The sequence below is a fragment of the Pseudoxanthomonas daejeonensis genome (assembly GCF_010093205.1).
Taxonomy (GTDB): Bacteria; Pseudomonadota; Gammaproteobacteria; order Xanthomonadales; family Xanthomonadaceae; genus Pseudoxanthomonas; species Pseudoxanthomonas daejeonensis.
Map to the genome: position 1 here is coordinate 20,736 of NZ_PDWN01000009.1, position 19,867 is coordinate 40,602.

General features: G+C 70.4%; 7 protein-coding genes. 1 reads left to right on the top strand and 6 read right to left on the bottom strand.

Going from position 1 to position 19,867, the window contains the following annotated elements; translation table 11 throughout:
* Window positions 1-62 precede the first annotated feature (62 nt).
* The 5 genes from CSC65_RS10105 to CSC65_RS10125 are packed head-to-tail and all read right to left on the bottom strand — an operon-like array spanning window position 63 to window position 17,584.
* The gene (locus CSC65_RS10105; RefSeq protein ID WP_162410450.1) at window positions 63-4,094 is read right to left on the bottom strand and encodes a hypothetical protein; all 4,032 of its coding nucleotides are present in this window, start codon (window positions 4,092-4,094) and stop codon (window positions 63-65) included.
* Window positions 4,094-5,113: a hypothetical protein gene (locus tag CSC65_RS10110; RefSeq protein ID WP_162410451.1), complete on the bottom strand. Its 1,020-nt coding sequence runs from the start codon at window positions 5,111-5,113 to the stop codon at window positions 4,094-4,096. The genes CSC65_RS10105 and CSC65_RS10110 overlap by 1 nt, the downstream gene beginning before the upstream one ends.
* Entirely contained in the window at window positions 5,110-7,107 is a 1,998-nt protein-coding gene (locus tag CSC65_RS10115) for a hypothetical protein (RefSeq protein ID WP_162410452.1), read from the bottom strand. The genes CSC65_RS10110 and CSC65_RS10115 overlap by 4 nt, the downstream gene beginning before the upstream one ends.
* Entirely contained in the window at window positions 7,107-16,952 is a 9,846-nt protein-coding gene (locus CSC65_RS10120; RefSeq protein ID WP_162410453.1) for a DUF6603 domain-containing protein, read from the bottom strand. The genes CSC65_RS10115 and CSC65_RS10120 overlap by 1 nt, the downstream gene beginning before the upstream one ends.
* Complete coding sequence (locus tag CSC65_RS10125) at window positions 16,949-17,584, bottom strand: hypothetical protein (RefSeq protein ID WP_162410454.1); 636 nt, start codon at window positions 17,582-17,584, stop codon at window positions 16,949-16,951. Before CSC65_RS10125 ends, CSC65_RS10120 begins: the two co-directional genes overlap by 4 nt.
* Window positions 17,585-17,858: 274 nt before the next feature.
* On the opposite strand from CSC65_RS10125, the gene CSC65_RS10130 reads away from it, so the two are divergent.
* Window positions 17,859-19,286, top strand: a complete 1,428-nt coding sequence (locus CSC65_RS10130) for a basic amino acid/polyamine antiporter (RefSeq protein WP_162410455.1) — start codon at window positions 17,859-17,861, stop codon at window positions 19,284-19,286.
* A 100-nt stretch (window positions 19,287-19,386) separates the two neighbouring features.
* On the opposite strand, the gene CSC65_RS10135 is transcribed toward CSC65_RS10130, so the two are convergent.
* On the bottom strand, window positions 19,387-19,845 hold the full coding sequence (locus CSC65_RS10135) for an outer membrane lipoprotein (protein ID WP_162410456.1): 459 nt from the start codon (window positions 19,843-19,845) through the stop codon (window positions 19,387-19,389).
* Between the last annotated feature and the right edge of the window lie 22 nt (window positions 19,846-19,867).

The window sequence follows — 19,867 nt, forward strand, 5'->3', positions numbered from 1 at the left end:
GCAGGTATGGCGGCCCATGGAAGCCTCTACGACGGTTTGGATGTCGATGGCGATGCGGGAGGTCAGGACGTGCCTTCGGGACGGTCCGGTGCGACCCGGATCCAGCCCTCGCGGAGCTCGGCCGGACTGTCGGGCAGCAGCGCCGTCTGGGTCGCGGCCAGGATGGCGTCGGTGCGCCACGTGGCAGGCGTATCCCGCCACAGGAAGTTCTGGTCCTTGCCGAAAACCGACACCTTGGGCAGGCGCACCTGGCCTTCGCTGGCCAGGTCGGTTTCGACCAGCACCGGCCCGGTCCTGAGCGATGGCGCGAGCGCGGTCAGGCCGGGGCCGACCCAGTCGCGTGCCAGCGCCAGCTGCTTGCGCGGCAGCAGGCCCGAGGTGAGCGTGGCCTTGCCCGCGGGATGCATCAGCATGGTCAGCGTCACCTGCTGGCCGAGGTGCAGGTGCAAGGTGTCCGCATCGTCGCTGCCGGCGATGTAGGGATGGACCAGCGCATCGTTGGCGGGCATTCCCGGCGCCGGCGGGTACAGCCCCAGTTGGCCGCGACTGCGACCGGACTCGGTGGCGGCCCCGGCAATCGCCTTGTCGACGAGGCGGAAGCGCGAATAGTCGTCATCGACGAAGAAGCCCAGTACGCCGTCGTCGCTGCGGGTGATCTCGCCGATCCTGACCGGGAACGCGTACCTGGCCGCGTCGCGCTCGGCCTGGCGCCAGGCTTCGGCCCACTGCGGATCGGAAAGGTCGATGTCCTCGGGAGGGCGCAGCTCGAGCCGCAACTGCGCGCGGACCATCGCCAGCGGTCGCCCGACCAGTCCGGCCACGTGTTCGCTGCCGAGCGAAGCGAAGCTGTCGACCGACCACAGCGTGGTGTCGACCGCGCGCAGCATCGCCGAGAGCGCACTCTCGCCCGGACCATCCGGATCCAGCGCGGCGCCCTGGCGCGCTGCGGCGTCGGCGGCCACCAGTGCGGCGGCGAAGTCGCCCAGCGCTCTCTGCGCCGGGGCCAGCCCGTAATGCGGCCCGGCGTCGGCCGGACCTTCGCGGCCCGCGGCGATCTCCCACATCACGCCACCGCTGCCAGGCTCGTGCAGCAGCTCGCCGACCGGCGCACCGCCGGCATCGAACAACTCCAGGCTTTCGTCCAGGTGGTCGGGCATCAGGAAACCGGCCACCGGGCTGACCTGCAACGCCGGTTCGATCTGGTCCACCCGCGCCTCGATGCCCTCGGCACCGGCAGGCGTCGCGGCATCGACCAGGCGGAACTGCCAGCGGGCCGGTCGCAACAGGCGCGGTGGCATGGCCAGCACGTCCGGACGATCATCGAACGCGGCGCGCGCCGGCGTGCGTACCGCATCGACCGGGACTTCCAGCGTGCGCCCGAATGCATCGAGCAGGCGCGCGCGGGTCAGGGCCAGGGTGCCGGCCAGCAGGCCGCGTGGCGGCGCCACGGGAGCCGGTTCGGCGACGCCCCCGGGCATCGCGGGCCTGCGCAGGCCATCGGTGGATTCCAGGCCGAGCAACTGGTGGCGCAGGCCATCCAGGGTGGCCGTCACCACGTCCAGCCCTTCCACCGCATCGGCCAGGATGCGATAGCTGTCTTCCACGTCCTCGTCGACCAGGCCGGCTTCGGCGGCGTCCAGCGCGTCCTCCTTGCGCAGCCAGTCGTCGATGGCGTCGTGCAGGGTCTTTGCCGCGCCGGTGGCCAGTTGCGCTCGCCCGCGCACCTGGGCGGTGCCGCCGGCAATGGTCACGGTGGCGTTCTCGAAGTCGACCGCGCCCAGCGTCCAGGCCTCCAGGCTGGGCGGATCCAGTCCCTCGACCTTCACTTCCCATTCCAGCCACATCGGAATCCACGGCTGGGCCCAGGTGGTGACGCCGACCGGATCCGGGTCGGCGCCCTTGAACAGCGAGAAGCGGCGCATTTCGTCGGCGACCCGCTTCTGCTGCTGCCAGGCACCGGCGCGGACCTGCTGGCGGGCGGCCATCGCGCGCGCCGGCGTGGCCCGCGCAAGCACCGGATCGAAGGCGACCGTCGCACCGTCGTAGGTGCCATCGCGGCCATAGCGCAGCACCGATTCGGCCTTCAGTCGTTTCAGCAATGCGGTGCGGCTGCTTCCGGCCGGTGCCAGCGCCGCGGCGATCCACTCGTCGTGGTACGGGTCGTGCAGCAGCGCTTCGCGGGCCAGGCCGAGGACTTCGGCGGGGATCGAACCGTTGCCCAGCGAGGCGATGAAACGGTCGCTGGCGATGACGCCATCGATGGACGAGACGACGTGGCTCGGCCAGCGGCAGGTCAGCTTGCCGTCCGCGGAGAAGCGCCCGTCATTGCCATGGCGCAGGCTGCGACTGGCGCCGCGCACGGCGACCATCGGTTCGGTGGGGAAGGCGTGGCGCGGGGCCGGGCGGTCGACCACGCGTGCTTCGGTGGGGGTCAGTACGTCGCCGACGCGGGATCGGGCGAGGTCACCGATCGCCGCTTCGCTGGCGATCATCAGCGAGGGCCGCGCATGCACGGAGAAATGCGTCTGCGCCTGCAGCAGCGGCGATTGCGCGGCGGATGCACCGGTCTTGCTCTTCTGGCGCGCGGCGACCTCGATGCCGCGCTTGCGCCCCAGCGCCAGGCCGCCGACGCCGCCGGTCTGCACGCGCTTGAGGTAGCGGTCGTTACCCGCGGAGCCGGCGGGCAACGAGGCGAAGGCGACGCCATGCTCGTATTCCTCCAGTTCGACCGCGCCATCGGCGGCGCCGAGCCGATCGACCTTCTGCGCGGTGAATGCGGTCAGCAGCCGGTCTGCGGCACGACGCGCTTCGATGCCCGCGCTTCCGGGGACTGCGAGCGCGGCCAGCAGGTCGTCCTCCTGCAAGCCCAGGGAAACTTCCAGGGTGCGGCTGTCCGGGCGTCTGTCCACTGCAGGTTCGCCGCGCACCGGCACGCCATGGATCACGCCATGCAGCAGGCAGGAGCGAAGCTGCCAGGCTGGCGCGACGAAGCGTTGGACGGCATCGGCCGCGAACACCGAGGCGGAAAGATTCGGCTGTAACGCAAGCACGGTCTTGTCCAGCGGCACATAGGCCGTGGCCTTGGCCGACTGCGCGGCGGCGCGTGCCTGTCGCGCCGTCTTCTTCGCTGGACGCGGGGCATCGGTGCGCGCGGCGCTGGTCAGGCCGAGCGCCTTGCGCAAGTCGTCCTGCGCCTGCTGGCGACTGCGCTCGGCGGTCTCGTCGCCCCATTCGTAGAGCAGCCGCCAGCGCATGCGCTCGAGCAGTTCATGCAGGCTGGCCTTGCTGCGCGCCGCGTCGAGCGGGTCGCGGCCCGGATCGCTCCACCAGCCGGCCACGACGTAGCTCGCGCAGTCCTCTTCCACGCCAGGTCGCGCCAGCGCATCCACGTCGTCGAGCGGATCGTGGAAGGCGAAGCGGTTGAGCACGGCGTCGTACACGCCCGACCAGCTGACCGCGCCACCGACGGTGCCGGTCAGCGCGTCGGCGTCGATCGCAGTGCCCGCCGGGGTCGCGCTGGCCGATGCGGCGCCATCTTCGGTCCATTGCGCCAGCGGCACGGCGATCGCGCGATCGGCCTCCAGGACCCAGCCGGTCACCACCGGCTTCGCGGCTCCCGAAGGCAACAGCAGCCTCAGTACGATCCAGCGGTCGGGCAGCGGCGGCAGGGCGAGGCGGTTCGGCGCGCCATCGGCGGCGGACTTCATTTCGCCACGCAGCAGTGCGTCGGGCATGGCCCAGTGCAGGTGCACGCCGGCCGGTCGCGGCTGGCCCGGGTCGAACGGGTCGGGCATGCCGTCCTCGACGTCCTGCACTGCATGCCCGCCAGCGCCGGCCACCAGCATCGGCAACCGCACCATCGGCTCGCTGCCGCCGGGCGGGACGTACAAGGCTTGCACGTCGATCGGCGCGAGCAGGCGCCGCTCGCGCAGCAGGTACCTGTCCCATGTCGCGATCTCGCCCAGGTCGATGGCGGCGCGGTCGGCGGCGAGGAAACGCTTGCCTCGCAACAGTTCGCGGGTCGCGGCGTTCGGATTGGCGGCCGCACCGGCCGGCGGCACGGCGGTGTCTCCCTTGCGGATCCGGGTAGCCATCAGGGACCTCCGTCGAGCTTGCCGGCCAGTTGCGTCTTCCATGTGTCCAGCGCCAGCGTCACCTTGAACTGGTCCAGCGGGTAGAACCGCTGCTGCTCCTTGTTGTCCGGGTCGCCGAACACCTGGCGATACGGGAAACGCAGCATCTGCAGCGCGAACTCGTTCGATTCCAGCGACCCCCCCGAATGGGGCGCCTTGATGGCCAGGCGCTTGCGCAGCTCGTGGATGTTGATCACGCCCGGCGCGTTCGCGCGGAACGGCACGGCCACCGAGTTGGCGTCCACCATCGCATCGAGGGGCGGTACGCCATTGCCGTTGGCGCAGTCGCGCACCGGCAGGCGCGCCTGGCTGCTGCCCTGGCTGTTGCGCGTGGTGCGCACGCCGAACTGCAGCCCCTGGCGGGGTTCCTCGATGTGCACCACCGCCGGCACGCCATCGAACAGGACCAGCAGGACCGAGGGGGCGAGCCGCTCCAGGCGTAGCACCTTCATCCGGTACGGGCTCGATTCGGCCTGCGTGGTCAGCGCGTTGTCCGGCAGCGAGTCCACCGAATAGGCGCGCACGTGCAGGTTGGGCCATCCGGACACCAGGCGCGAACGCATGACGAAGCCGGTGATCGCACCTCCGCCTGCCTTGAGCAGGTCCTCGCGCGCCGGGCGCCGGATGTTGCGCTCGGCTTCATCCACCTCGTCGCGGATATGCGGATAGACCGCTTCGAGCTGGGCGCGGTCGGTGCTGGTGATGGTCCCCACGCTCAGCGCACCCTGGACCAGTGCATCGGTCCAGGCCCGGTCCAGGTGGAAGAAGCGGATCGATTCCAGCGGCAGCAGGTCCGCGTCCGGGACCAGGTAACTGAAGGGGACGCCGTGCAGCAGGCGCAGCCGGGCCAGGAAACGGCGCAGTTCACCCGGCACGACATGGTTGCCATCGTCCGGATCGTGATCGGTGACCAGGTCGGCGTATTGCGTGGCCTTGAGGGCGGCTTTGAGCGCCACCTGCGCGTTGATGGCGGACTTCATGGCGTTTCCTCCCCGTCTTCGTCGCCGACCCGCTCATCCGCGGCGAGGCTGTCCAGCAGTTCGTCCAGCGCGTCGCGCACCGGGGTTCTCGAGGCGGCGCCCGAGCGGGCACGCGTGTCGCGCTGGACGGCTTTCTTCGGCGCGGCGACTTCCAGCGTGCGCTGCAGCTCGCCGCGCAGCGCGGCCTGCAGGGCCGGCAGCATGACCTTGTCCGATGGCGGCCGGCCGGGACTGGCCAGTGGCGCCGTCGTGCTTCCCAGCGCCGCGATCACACCGATGCTGTCGGCCTGCTTGCGCACGGCGGACAAGTCCAGCCCCAGGCCTTCGGCGATCACCGCGTCGAGATCGCCCGAAATCCGCAACGGTCGGCCCGGATCGGCGACAGGGCGGCGCAGGCCGAACGTGGTGCCCGGGTCGCGGGTGAAATTCGTGAGTGCGTGCAGGGCGACGAAGCGTCCCAGGTCCACCCGCGCCGCGCCCAAGGTCGGCAGTTCGAAGCCGACCAGTCCGGCCAGCAGCTCGCGGACCCGGCCCGCACCGAACTGCTCGGCACGGAACCGCAGCAGCGCCGATACCACCGACAGCTGTGACAGCGCCATCAGTCGGCCGATCTCGAATGCCGCCGCAAGGCCGAGGTCTTCTCGGCCGTCGGGGATCACACGCCGCAACTGGTCGGCCGAATGCGCCAGTGCCGCGGCCGTCGTGGCGGCATCGCCATTGCGCGCAGTGGGGAAGGGCACGCACGGGCCGCGGTACCAGGCGCGGACCGGATCGCCGCGGCGGGTGCGGTGGTCCAGGCCGATGTGCCCGGTCTGCACCACTTCCGGCACCGTCGCCGCCGGGGCTGGAGCCTCGGGCAGCGTGCCGAGCAGGCCGACGTCCAGATCCTTCATCAGGTTCTCGAAGTCCACTTCGCCAGCGGTGGTGAACGACCAGTGCGACAGCACCGGGAAACGCAGGGTCTTCTCCCGGGCGTACAGCTCGATCGGCAGGCGGAAACCCTTGGCCATGGTGTCGCGGACCAGCACCTTGGCATCGGGCTCGCGCGCGGCCGCGGTCACCTGCGCGGTCACGGGCGACCACTGGCGGGTCACCGGTACGTCCCGGATCGAAGCCATGCCGTCGAGCGCGGGCCCCATCGGCGAGGCCTTGGCCGTGGGGGCGGAGACTGCGGCGGCCACCGGGGTGTCGCGCGGCGTGCGCAGCGGTTGCGGCATCGGTAGTCCACCCAGTACGCGCAGGTCCGGACTGCGCGCTTCCAGGTTCGCCAGCACCGACCAGTCCTGGGCCAGTTCGAACACGAAACTGTCGGCGATGGTCTGCGGCGGCGGCAGGGCGTCGAGCTGGCCTTCCAGGTTGACCAGGCAGGCCATGTAACGCACCGCCTTGCCGTTGGCGTGGTCGAACACGGGCAGACGGTTGGCCAGGATCACGGCGAGCCAGCCATCGTCGTCGCCATTGGCCAGCTCGGTGTCGTTGACGTCCACCTCGCGCACGTGGGCTAGGAGCGGCAGGTCCTCGCGGCAGGGAAATATCTTGCGCACCACCGTTTCGGTGACCGCCAGGTACAGGCCCTGCTCGACATCGCGATCTTCCGGATGCGACAGCGAAGTGCCGGGCGTCACGCAGTCGGCCACGCGCGTCGCGGTCGACAGTTCGGCCTCGCCCTCGGCCACCACCACCAGCGCCAGCCAGGGTGTTTGCGATGGCTCCAGGCCGCCGGCGGGGTTGCGCTCCCAGGGCAGGGTGCGGCGCTTGAGCACGATCTGCGGCAGCCTCTCGCCGAATGCGCCCTCGGCATTGGCCGGTGGGAAGCTCGACAGGACCTGGTCGGTCGGCATGGTGAAGCGCGGCGACGAAACCTGGATGTGGGTGATCTCCGGTTCGACCTCGAAGGGCTGGCCGGTCTGCCGCGTCGACAGCTGGTAGCGGCCTGCGGTGATCCGCGGCATCACGTTGGAGTGCAGGATGAAGTGGCCGGTATTCGGGGGCATCAGCGGGGCGCTCCATTCTTGCGTGCGTTGCCGTGCCGCGTGCGTGCGGGTTCGGGGGATTTCTTCGGGGACGCGCGGGACGGCTTCTTCGCGGCGGGTTCTTTCGTGGCTCCGCTTTCAAACGGGCGTCCGGCCTGGGCCCTTGCCGCGATCCGCGTCTGCCGGTCGCGCACCGGTCCCTGCCATGCCAGCAGGCTCGAAGCAGCGTTGCCCGCAATGGAGGCAGGCGCGAAGGGCGCCACGACCGCGTCCAGGCCGCGCGCAGCGATCATGGCGATCGCCGACTTCGCATCCAGGTCCGGCGAAGCCATCACCCCGACCAGCGACCAGTCGTCGTCGCTGGCGATGGTCACCACCACTGGCCGGTCGCCGTCGGCGACGATGTCGTAGGCCAGCACGCTGCGGTTGTCCATCACCAGCAGCACCGGCGGCCGGTCGCTCGCCCCATCACGCACCCGCACCGCGCCGTCCAGGCCCAGCAGCAGCTGGCGCGCAGCGGAGGGATCGCCGGCCACGGCCGGATCGTCCAGCGCCACGAGCAGCATGCGTGGCGCGCCGCTGAAGGTGGTGGCCACCGTGCCGGTGCCTCGCACGAGCTCGGCGCCGCCGACCCATCCGGCGTCCTGGCGTTCGCCATGCAGGGCGAGGCGCTGGCCGCGTGCGCGCACGACGCACCCCGGAGCGACCGCCGTGGACCAGCCCGCATAAGGCAGCTGCATGCCGGCGTGCCAGCCGGACAGGCCGCGTGCGGCGACAGCGCCCGCGTCCATGCTGCCCTGGCCGATCGCGATGATCCGTTCGGTTCCCACCGGCAGTTCCAGCGACGCCGCGTCCTGTCCCGGCCCGACCTGCCGGTCGGCCAGCCAACGGCCGCCATGCGCCAGCAGGACCACGCGAGCGGGCATGCCTGAGACCACGAGCCGGGGACGCTCGGCGTTGCTGGCGACATCGGCGCGGGCATTCGGCAATTTGAGGATCACGGTCTGTCCCGCGGCCAGGGTGGCTCCCGAGGCGGCGGCAGCGCGCCGGTTCCGGGGGCGCACGACCGCGGCCCGGGTGCTCATCGCAGCGGCAAAGCCGGTCAACGCGTCGCTTTGCGCCGAGCCCTGGCGGGCCACGCTGGCGCTGGCCGCGTGTGCGATCGCGGTGGGCGGCAGCGTGTTGGCCGCGAGCACGGTTCCATTGCGGCTCGCAAGCGCGGGCGTATCGACCACCGTCAGTCGCGCGGCGATCGAACGGCTGCGACCGGCGTCGACCGCTGCCAGGGTGGGCGGTGCGATGCGCCAGCCGCGCTCCGATCCCTTGACGCTCGTGCGTGTCCTGGGCGCGACCGACACGCCAACCGTCACGCCGTCGAGCAGGCCGACGACCACCGGGGCATCGATGAAGTGGTCGTAATCGGCTACCGCCGGTGGCGATGCGGGCGCGGGCACGGTCGTGGCCTGCGCGATCTCCAGGCCCTCGGTCAGCGCACCGACGCGCGGCGGCGACTGCCGTTCGCCACGCAGCGCGGCCAGCGCGGTGGGCGTGGCGGTGCGTGCGAGATAGTCGCGGGCAACGGCAAATGCCGCGGCGGTGGTGCCGGGCTGCTGCACCAGTGCCGCGACCGATTGCGCCGCCGCCAGCTGCGCACTGATCGCGGCCGGGCGGCGACTGAAGGGCAGCGGCTTGCGCTTGCCGATCTCCACCTGGTGGTAGGCGATCTGCGGACCGCCGCCGCTGGGTTCGGCACTGCACACCAGGTCAAGTTCGTTGAGCGCCTTGACCATCTCGCCCTTGGGCACCTTGCGCGCGTTCGGATCCTGCTCCGGGCCCCAGATGCCCATGGGGAAACTGCCGTGCGGGCGTGCACTGTCGCGGAACGGGAATGGTCGGTCCGCGCCATCGGCCCGCCACGCCAGGCCAATCGTCGAAGCCGTCATCGCCGCGCCCATGGGTGCGACGCCGAGGGCGGCACTGGGTGGATGGGATGTGCTGGCCTGCTGCCCCGGGCGTGGCTGGGTGCGCGCGACGCCAGTGGCGGGCACGGTGGTGGTGAAACTCATCGAAAACTCGTTGACCACGACGAACGGCCGCGACGCCGAGCCGTCCGGCGTGGAATCCTCGCCACGCGCCGGCAGGGCGCCGGTGTTGACCATCACCGCATGCGGGCGGGCCTTGCCGTTGTCGGCCGCTTCCAGGTACTTGCCGATGAACGCGTCGGCGCCGAGCAGGTTGCGGTCGGCCTTCTCGCTGCCGCCGAACCTGACCGTAAGCTCGATCGGCCCGATCTCGAAGGTCGCGCTGCCGCGGAAATCCGGGCCCAGCACGTGGATGCGCGCCCCGATGTTGATCGAGAAGGTGATTTCGCCGAACAGCCACGTGTCGATGGTCACGCCCGCCGCGATCCGCGCGTAGGCGCTCACGTCGTAGTGGAACGGATCGAAGAACACGATGCCGTGCGCACCGAACTTCACCTCCGCCCATGCCGGGCCGAAGCGGGCGGAGACCTCGAAATCGCCACCGGCCATCAGCGCTTCGGAAGTCAGCGCGAAGTAGGTACCGGCCTTGATGACGATGTTGCTGCCGATGCTCCAGCGCAGGCCCAGCCGCGGCACCACCGGATAGCCGTCGCGGTTGAAGTCGGGATGGTAGCCGCCCAGGGACAGCACGAACTCGCCGGCGCGCTCGCCCTTGAACCAGATCACGTAGGCGAACCCGCCGGTGATCTTGACGTCCTCGTACAGCAGCCAGGAGTTGTCGGTGAGCTGGCCCTGCACCCAGAGCACGCCTTCGCTGCTGGAGAAGCGCACCATCAGCGCCAACTCGATCGAGACCAGCGCAGCCTGCGGACGCGGCAAGGCCATGCGCGCCAGGCCGAGCAGGTTGATGTCCAGTCCATCGCCGATCTGGACACCGACCACGGCGATGCCATCCACCAGCGCGAAGCTGTTGAAGGACATGCCCGCGGCGAACCAGAACGTGCCGCGCTGCATCGGGAAGTAGCTGCCGAGCTCGCGCAGCTGGGTCATGGGGTCGCTGGGCGACGCGGCGATGTCCAGCGCCTGGATCAGCGGATAGTCGCCGAACTGGGCCAGGTCCGATGGCAACCGCAGCTGGCGGTTGATGCCGAAGCCCCCACCGATGCCGGTGAGGAAGAACGCCGGCGGGCCGCCGATCGGCCCGTTGACCGCGCCGATGGCGAAGAATGCGGTGAACTTCTGTCCGTCCTGTTCGCCTTCGCCATAGCCGCCGTACACGGTCAGCCCGTAGACCGCGAAACGGCCCAGCAGCATGCCCAGGTACTCGGTGCCCTTCGGCGTGGTCTGCTTGAGCAGGCCACCGGCCAGCGACACGCCGGCCATGTCGGCCGATACCGCCAGCCCGGCGAGGTCGACCTGCCAGTTGGCGGGGTTGAAGAAATCGTCGTTGCCGGCGAAGTAGGTGATCTGCAGGTCGTCGACCGTGCAGGTCAGGCCGAACATGGACACCGAGCCGTCCATCAGCAGCGAGATGCGCTCCAGGCGCCCGTTGAGCGAGGTGGCGCCGAAGCCGATCTGTTCCAGGTACAGCGGACCGAAGCCGCGTCGGATGCCGATCCACCAGGGGCCGGCGCCATCGCCGGCCGAAAGCGACACGTTGACCGGGCCGCCGTCGTGCGACTGGATCGCCAGCGCCGGCGAGAACGCAGGCTTGGGTGGCGTCGGGCCGGTGTCGCGCATGATTCCCTGGGCGACGCCGTTGTCGCCCTGTGCGCCGGAGGTGGCGACGGCCAGCTCCGAGAACTGCAGTTGCAGGCCGAGGTCGGGCGCGGTGTCGCCATCGACATTTGCGAACACATGCAGCGCCACCGAACCGATGCTGATCCCTGCATCCAGCAACGGTCCGCTGGACTTGCCAACACGCAGGCCGACGCCGCGCACCGCGAGGCTGGGGGTGAACGCCAGCGGTCCGGTCTTCATCAGGCCCACGAACACGCCGCCGCCCGGGTCGCTGCTGCCATCCTCGATCCAGTCGGCATCGTTCTCCAGCCAGAGGCAGACATCGCCCTCGACCAGGGCGAAGCGGTTGTCGATGCCGACCTGCAGGCCGATCGTTCCATCGCCGGAGCTGGTGATGGCCAGCTTGAGGTCGCCGGCATCGATCTCGAATGCGGCGCCGGCAATATTCCGGAACAGGCGCTGGACGCGTTCGAGCAGAGCCTCCGGATCGAACAGGCCGTCGATGAGCTGGCCCGGATCGGCATCGTCCAGCAGCACGCCCTGCAGCAGCCTGCGCACATCCGAGCCGGCGGCCGAGCCGAACGACGTGTCGAGCAGGTCCTGCACCGGCTGCTGGGCCATGGCCATCGCTGCGACCACGTCGGCGACCACGTCGACGATGCGCAAAGCGACCTGGGCCGGGTCCGTGGTCGCGATCGCGTCGGCGAGCACGCCATCGCTGGCAACTACGTCGAAGCTGCCGCCGTCCAGGTTCCAGCGTGCGGCGAAATGATGCGTGTCGTCGGCCGAAAGGCCGAGCAGCACGCGGCGGCCACCGGCCGGTGCGTTGCCGGCGGCAATGCTGGCGAACGGTCGCAGCAGCACGCCGCCCGCGTCGATCCGTGCCGGTCCGACCGCGACGGCGAGTTCGTCCAGTCCGGCCGCACTGACCGCAAGCTTCAAGCCGAGCGTTTCGATGCCGGGCACGGCGAGCGAGGGTGCCAGAACCTGCATGCGACCTTCGCCCGGACGCCAGACCAAGGTGACGCCGGAGACGGTGACGTCGAGCTGGGCCGGGATCGCCGTGGCCTGCACGGCCGCAGGCAGGAAGTCGTCGAGCAGCGGCGCGATGGCCTGCAGTGCGCCGCCGGTGAGGGTGGGAATCGCCCCGGACAGGGCCGCAGCCGGGTCAGCCGCCCACGCACGCAAGGCATCGACGTCGAACTTCGCATTGCGACGCAGCGCGAGTGCGTCGCCAACCGCGCGAACCAGATCGCCGGGCGTGCCGTTCAGGCCGGCAATGCGGTCGAGCAGGAAGGGCAACACCGATTCGGCCGCGGTCTGTACCAGCGAGCCCAGGCCGGCGAACGGCAGCAAGGCGATGTCGGCACCGCTGGCCGGTCGCAGCGCCACGCGCAGGCCACTGTCGCCAAGTGCAACGGCCAGCGACTGGCGATCGCCAATCCCCCCGGACAGGCCGATGCGGGTTTCCAGGCCGAGGCGTGGTGCTGCGCCGGCAGACAGGGCCAGCGTGGCACCGATGCCACAGGCCAACCGGCCGGTTACCGCTGGGGCGGCATTCCACGAGGAGGAATCCACACCCAGGGCCAGGCGCGCGCCACCGCTGTCGGCGGCCACGGCCAGCGTGACACCCGGCGCCAGCGCCAGCGACTGGCCCACGCTGCCTGGCAAGCCCATGAGCGGTCGCAACGCATCGAGCAACGCCTGGATCCGGACCGGATCGGTAGCCAGCGCGCCGCTGCCGCGCAGCCACGCGACCGGATCGGCGAACATGCCGACCAGCGGCCGCAACGATCGCTGCGCATCGCTGGCAACACCGGCCAGCATGCCAAGCGTGTCCAGCGCGCTGTCGAGCACCGGCCGCACAGCTACATCGGCACGGCGCATCGTTTCCACGGCTGCCTGCGCAGCCAGGCCGGGCGCGGCACGCGCCGCCATTCGAGCCAGTGCCTGCGGATCGGGCAGGGGCCAGAGTTCGACGGCTTCCGAGCCGCCGCCCGGCAATTGCCAGTCCAGCGCGACGCGGAATGGATCGAGGTCGAGCTGCAACTGCAGACCGCCGGTCACCGGCACGTCGATCGACCCCAGTCGCGCCTGGCCTACCGGGCCATCGGCGCCCGCCGACAGATCCAGTGACCAGTCGAAGCGGCCGCGACCTTCGCCTTCCACGTACACGCGCCGCGCCGGCAGGTCGATGCCGATGCCGCGCTGGCCCAGCAGCGAAGCCACTGCAGCGGCGACTTCGCTGCCTGCGCTGGCCATGCGCTGGCGGACCAGGCCGGCCGGATCGTGCACGAACTGGTCGAGCGCGTCGCCGACCAGACCGAAGGCGCCATCGAGGATGCCCAGCGCCTTCAGCAGCTGCGACAGCGCCAGTGATGCCTGGCTGGCGGTGTCGCGGGTCAGTCGCTGCATCGCAGCCGCCAGCAGCACGCGCGCTTCCGGCAGGACCGCGGCCACCGCATCGGCCGGCCCGCCGCAGGCAAGCGCCTCCCAGGACTGGCCATAGATGCGCGCGTCGTGCAGCACCACGCGCGCGGACGCCGGCAGGTCGCCCGCCAGCGGCAGGGTCAGCGCGATCGAGACCGCGCGCAGTTCCAGCTCATCGGTGGCGACGATCCAGCCGATCGCATCGTCGATCCGGACCTGCACGTGGAGCGCCCGCGCCAGTTGCGGATTGCCGGCCATGTCGCTGCCGACAAGCTCGAGCTGGGCGCCGCCGCTGAGGTTCAGCGTGCCAGCCGCGCCCGACGGTAGCGGCCAGTGCAGGCCGGCGCGGATCGCGGTGGCAGGGGACGCTGTCTGGGTACGCGCGCCCAGGCCGGCGGCGACGATCGCGGTGAGTGCGCGCGCCACATCCGCTTCCGCGACGACGCCGAAGATCGCGCGCACATCCAGCCCGGCACGCGGCGGCGGCGGGGGGACATCGGGCAGGCCCAGGTCGTCGGCCGGATCGGGCAGGGCGGCCAGTTCCATCATCGAGCGGACCAGGCCGCGGCCCAGTTGCAGTTCGGCCGAGTCGGCAGAGTCAGGTGCCGGCAGCAGGCGTTGCAGCAGCCGCAGCGCATCGGCCGTGGGCTGGATCGACAGGGCAGTGAGCGAGACCGGCGTCAGCGGCGTACCCAAGGTGACCAGTGCGGTCACGCAAGCGCATTCGGGCTTCTGCGCAGCGACGCGCGCGGCATGGCCCGCTCCCGCCACGGCGACCACCACGACCTGGCTGTCCACCGCACTCAGCGTCGAGAGCCAGCGTGCGAGCCGCTCAGCCTGCCCCGCGGTACCGTCGCCGCCGCCGGTTCCCCGGCATTCGGCGCGCGTCCCCAGCGCCACGTACCACTCGCCCGTGGCCGCAGCGGGCAAGGTGAACATCGACGCATCGCGCCCGCTGCCGCACAGGTCGATGCGTCGACCGGCGGGGGCATCGGGCCAGGCATCGGTGCCGAGTGCCACGTGCACGATGGTGGTCAGCGGACGGCCCAGCAGCGCGGGCAGGTTGATGCGTCCAGGCAACTGCACCGCAGACAGCGGCGCGGTATGCAGGGTCACGCCTGCAGGTGCGGTCGCGGGCATGACGATGCGCCCGTCGCCACCGGCCCAGCGTTGCTGCAGCGCGGCCAGCGCGGCTTCAACGTCGCGTCCGTACAGCAGCGCACGCAGGTCGGCGGAAAGCGCGGCACGTGCGACCAATGCCGCCTGCAGTACGGCCGGCGGCAGCCCGGCCTGTCCGGGTTGCCAGCCATCGAGCAGGTCGTCGATCGAAGGCGCCGCGGATGCGATGCCCTCGGGAGCGAACCAGAGCGCAAGCTCGGGCAGCGCCGGGTCGACCGCGATCCGGTACGGATCATCCGGACGACCGATACCCGCGAGCACACCGGGCAATGCCGGGGTGCCGGAGAACAGGTCGGCGGCGATGGCCAATGCGCGTTCGCGCAGGTCGCCGCCCAGCAGCGAGGGCAACCACGCGCGCAACGCCGCGGCAGGGTCATCGACCAGGTCTCGCAGACGCAGCCGCTGGGCGGAGGATGCATCCGGCGGGCCATCCCAGCCCAGTACCGCGACCAGTTCGGCGGTGAAGCCACCCGCCAGGCGGCCCAGCTGGCCGGCGAGCGCCTCCACGCCATCCCAGTCGGCAGGCGCGAGATCCACGCGGCCATCGGCGGCGATGGCCGGCAGCCGGATCGGCCACTGTGTCGCATCCCGATGCAGGGCCAGCGCCGGCACGTCCGCCGCCACCGACAATCCGGCCGCCGGCGACCAGGCCATGCGCAGGCCGGCATGGCCGGCCTCCAGTGACAGGCCGTCGGCCAGTGCCAGGCGCGCGAGCGGGGTGCTGCCCTGTGCACGCGTGGCCAGCAGCGCTTCCACTTGGCCTAGCAGTTCAACGCCGCGATTGGCCAGGTCGATCCTTGCCAGCCGTGCCGCGATCCGCGACTGCACGGTCGAGGCCGCACCGAGGCTGGCGACGACGGTTTCAACACCCAGGTCGACCACCAGCACGTCACCGTCGCGCCAGACCTCCAGGTTCAGCGGTCCGGCCAGGGACAGGCGCCAGGGCGCGGCACGGGTGCCGTCGCCGATCAATGGCACCGCGTCCTGCGCCGCATCGGCGATCGCGCGACGCAGGTCCTCGAGCACGCTGGCAGCGGCGGTGGGCACGGCCAGCAGGGCACGCCAGTAATCGGCCACGGCGGCAAGCGGATCGGCCAGCAGCTGCTGCGCGGAAATCGCTGGAACCCCGGCAGGGGGCGACAGGCCGGTCAGGCGCCGGACCAGGCCCAATGCGTCGCCGAGTCCGGCGAGTACCTCGTCGGCGATCTCGTCCAGTGCATCGGAAACGATGGCGCCGGCGGCCCCCATCACCGCATCGGGCGTGCTCAGGTCGAGCGTGCCGTAGGAAGTCCCGCGCACCTGCACGCCGTCGGCTGCCAGCACGAAGGTGAGGCGTCGCGCCCCATCCAGGGCGAAGCCCAGGCGCAGCGTCTCGGCTCGTGCTTCAGTGCTGTCCAGCAGCGGGCTGGCCGGCGTGCCTGCGGCGGCCCACAGTCCCAGCGAGGGCAGGGCAGTGGCCTGGCCCGTGACTAGGTCGATGCGCAACAGGTCCGCGCGTGCTTCCACGCGGGTATTGCCGGTGCCGAGCAGTACCGAAAGCGACGGGGTCAGGCGCGGGTTGCCGCTGGGCCCGTTGTCGACGCGCAGGGCGAGTTCCAGCTGTGCCGCACCCCCAAGATCGAAGCGCGCCGCACCCGCGGCCACGCTGCCACCGAGCAGGCCGGCCAGGTGGCCCAGCCAGTCGGCACGCGCAGCGGTGTCCAGGAGGATGCCGCGGATCCAGTCGGCGATCGCCAGCGCGCCGCGCGCCGGCAGCGTCGTGATCGGGAAGTCGGGAACCTGGTCGCCATCGCGCAGGCCGAGCAGGCCGGCAAGCGCCGAAAGTTCGGGCGAGGCTGCGGCGGCATCGGCCTGCGCCTTGACCAGCGAGAGCACCAGGTCGAGCAGGGCATCGTCCAGTGCATCGGTGCCATCGGCCGAGACGCGGACGTCGCGCGGGGTCGGTGCACCCGGCAGTTGCAGCCCCTGGAGCAACAGCGCGAACACCGGCGCTGCGGGATCGTACGGCGAGGTGGGCAGATCGATTTCCAGGCCCACGCCGCCCAGCCGCGGTTGGCCGGGCACCGGCGGCGCGGCATCGAGCGTGATCGTGCTGCCCAGGCGGATGCGTCCGCCGCTGGAGCCGAGCAGGAGGGGCTCGACCGGCAAGCCTCCTTCCTTCTGTGCGCGGAACAGGGGGATCGCCAGCGTGGTGGCCGAGCCCGGGTCGGTGGTCGAACAACGCAGGCCCAGGCCGATGTGCAGGCCTTCCGTCGGTCGTTCGTCGACGGTCACGGCCACCTGCAGCGGCGGGTCCTCGATCTGCAGCAGCGGCAACCAGGTCAGGCCGTTGTCTGTGCTGCGCTCCGCGCCGCCCATCGCCTCATCGACGAAGGCCATCAGGGCCTCGCGTTGCGCGGGACTGGCCAGGATGGTCCTGAGCGAATGTTCCGGGTTGGCGAACCAGTCCTGGTTGGGATCGCCCTCGGCATCGAATATGCCCAGCGCCTTGCCCAGGTTGCCGAGGACTCCGAAATCACCGCTGCCCAGGCTCACGAGCGCACCGCCGTGCTCTTCAGCGAACTCGTGCCGGAGAACCGGAACCGCGCCATCGGCACGATCTCGATGCCCTGCTTGCGGGCCGAAAGCTCGACCGGCACCAGCAGGTTGCCGCGCTGGTCCTTGCCCACCGCGGCGGCCATGCCGCCGACCAGTTCGAGCAGGCAGTTCCAGGCGAATGCGACCAGCGCCTCGCTCCAGATCGCCACCACCGGCTCGGGGCCGATCGGCCTGCTGGCGGTGGCCGCATACAGTCCGGAAGGCGAGGCCGCCGAACCGACCACGAACAGCATGGTGACCGTGCCCTTGCCGATCTGGTCGCAACGCACCGGGATGCTGACCTGCAGCGCACCGTCGGCCAGCTTCACGTCGACTGCGGCGAATCCCACGGCCAGCTCGCTGTCACCCTGGACCCAGATGACTTCAGTCTTCTTCGTCGCACGGAAGAAACCGGCGGCGCGACCCGCCCCCACGCGCAACAGCGGCGTGAGCCGCGTGGCGGGGACGAACACAGTGGGGAACACATCGCCTTCGGCGATCTTCGTTCGCGCCGCGGCCTGTGGCAGGCGCTTTGCGCTGCGTTCGGTCTCGATGAAACGGACGAACTCGGGAGCGACGGTGTCGGCCATCCGTGGGCCCTCCAATAGGGTGCCGCGCGTGACATGGCGACCGCACGGACGCATGCGCATCCGGAGGTGGCCTTACGGGGAGGAAACGACTGTTGCCTCTCCTCGAACGCAAGGGCGCCAAAGCTGCGGCCACATGCAAGATGAACACGCCGGTGGCCCGCGATCATGGCCCGTACCTGCCGGTACGGATCGCGGGCCCCGGTTTACTTTTGGTCCGTCCGCCGCACAGCATGGTCCTGACTGCCGCAGCCGCGGCCCATTGAAGGGGTGGGGTATGGCATCAGCTGACGCGAAAATGTCCCGGTTCCAGCTCACCGCGATGGTGGTGGGCAGCATGGTCGGCGCGGGGATCTTCTCGCTGCCCCGCACCTTCGCAGGCGCCACCGGCCCGCTGGGTGCGGTGATCGCCTGGCTGATCGCCGGCACCGGCATGTACATGCTGGCGCGGGTGTTCCAGTTCCTGGCCGAGCGCAAGCCGGACCTCGACGCCGGCGTGTTCGCCTACGCCAAGGCCGGTTATGGCGACTATCCGGGCTTCCTGTCCGCGTTCGGCTACTGGATCGGCAGCTGCATCGGCAACGTGTCCTACTGGGTGCTGATCAAATCGACCCTGGGCGCATTCTTCCCTGTATTCGGCGAAGGCAACACGCTGGTCGCCATCCTGGTGTCGTCGATCGGCATCTGGCTGTTCCATTTCATGATCCTGCGCGGGATCCAGCAGGCCGCCGCGTTGAACATGATCGTCACCATCGCCAAGATCATTCCGATCGTGGTGTTCATCCTGATCCTGTTCTTCGCCTTCCGCATGGAGATGTTCCGCTTCAATTTCTACGGCGGCGGACTGGATGGCGGGATATTCGAGCAGGTGCGGATGACGATGATGGTCACGGTGTTCGTGTTCATCGGCATCGAGGGCGCCAGCGTCTATTCGCGCTACGCCAAGGAGCGGCGCGATGTCGGCTTCGCCACCATCGTGGGCTTCGTCGGGGTGACCTCGCTGATGGTGCTGGTCACGCTGCTGCCTTACGCGGTGATGCCGCGCGAGGACATCGCCGGCATCCGCCAGCCTTCCATGGCTGGCGTGCTCGAGGCGGTTGTCGGCCCTTGGGGTGCGGTTTTCGTCAGCGTAGGCCTGCTGGTTTCGGTGCTCGGTGCCTACCTGGCGTGGGCGCTGATCTGCGCCGAGGTGATGTCGGCCGCCGCGCGCACCCGCGCCATGCCGGCGATCTTCGCCCGCGAGAACAAGAACAAGGTGCCCGTAGTGGCGATGTGGGCGACGAGCATTGTCATCCAGGTGATCGTGATCACCACCTACTGGTCGACCGACGCCTTTGGGCTGATGCTCAACCTGACCAGCTCGATGGCCCTGGTCCCGTTCCTGCTGGTGGCCGGGTATGCGTTGCAGCTGACTACGCGTGGCGAAACCTACGAGCAGGAACGCTCGGCGCTGCGCTCGCGGCACATCCTCATCGCCGCGGTGGCCACGGTCTATACCGGCTACCTGCTCTATGCCGGCAGCCTGAAATTGCTGGTGTTGTCGGCCATCCTGTATGCGCCGGGCAGCCTGCTGTACGTCTGGGCGCGGCGCGAGCAGGGCAAGAAGGTATTCGAGCGCACCTCGGACATCGTGATCCTGGCCTTGGCCACGCTCGGTGCGATCGTCGGCATCTACTGGATCGCCACCGGTTACATCGTCCTGTAACGATCGAGGCAGTGCGGCAGGATGCAAGAAAAAAAGCCCCGGCGGATCGCCGGGGCTTTGATTGTTCGCGCCAGTCCCAGCCCGCGAGGGCAGGGAGTGCTCAGCGCGAAACGCGGGTGGTGACGCCGTCGGAAGACACGCGCACCTGGTCGCCGACGCGGAATTGGTCGGGGGTGCCTTCCTGCACGACCGCCATGGTCCTGCCCGACTCCAGCTGCACGGTGACTTCCACGCCAGGACGCGTGGTGCCGGCCACGGCATTGCCCGCCGCACCGCCCGCCACCGCGCCGCCGACGGTCGCCGCGGTCTGGCCGCGTCCACCGCCCACGGTGCTTCCGGCCAGTCCACCCAGGACCGCACCCGTGGCGGTGGCAACGCCGCGCGAATCGTTCTGGATCTGGACCGCGCGCACCGCAGTCACCGTGCCGGTTTCGACGTGCTGCGCCCTTCCGGCTTCGGAACGGGTAAACGTGTTGGGGTTGTTATGGGTCGCACATCCGGACAGGGCGGCAATACCCAGGACCAGCGCTGCACCAACAATGATCTTCGTCTGCTTCATCAGGTTCCTCCGTTGAAAGAAT

Coding starts and splice junctions, on each gene's coding strand:
- CSC65_RS10105 (WP_162410450.1), bottom strand. CDS start 4,094: ATGGCTACCCGGATCCGCAAGGGAGACACCGCCGTGCCGCCGGCCGGT.
- CSC65_RS10110 (WP_162410451.1), bottom strand. CDS start 5,113: ATGAAGTCCGCCATCAACGCGCAGGTGGCGCTCAAAGCCGCCCTCAAG.
- CSC65_RS10115 (WP_162410452.1), bottom strand. CDS start 7,107: ATGCCCCCGAATACCGGCCACTTCATCCTGCACTCCAACGTGATGCCG.
- CSC65_RS10125 (WP_162410454.1), bottom strand. CDS start 17,584: ATGGCCGACACCGTCGCTCCCGAGTTCGTCCGTTTCATCGAGACCGAA.
- CSC65_RS10130 (WP_162410455.1), top strand. CDS start 17,859: ATGGCATCAGCTGACGCGAAAATGTCCCGGTTCCAGCTCACCGCGATG.
- CSC65_RS10135 (WP_162410456.1), bottom strand. CDS start 19,845: ATGAAGCAGACGAAGATCATTGTTGGTGCAGCGCTGGTCCTGGGTATT.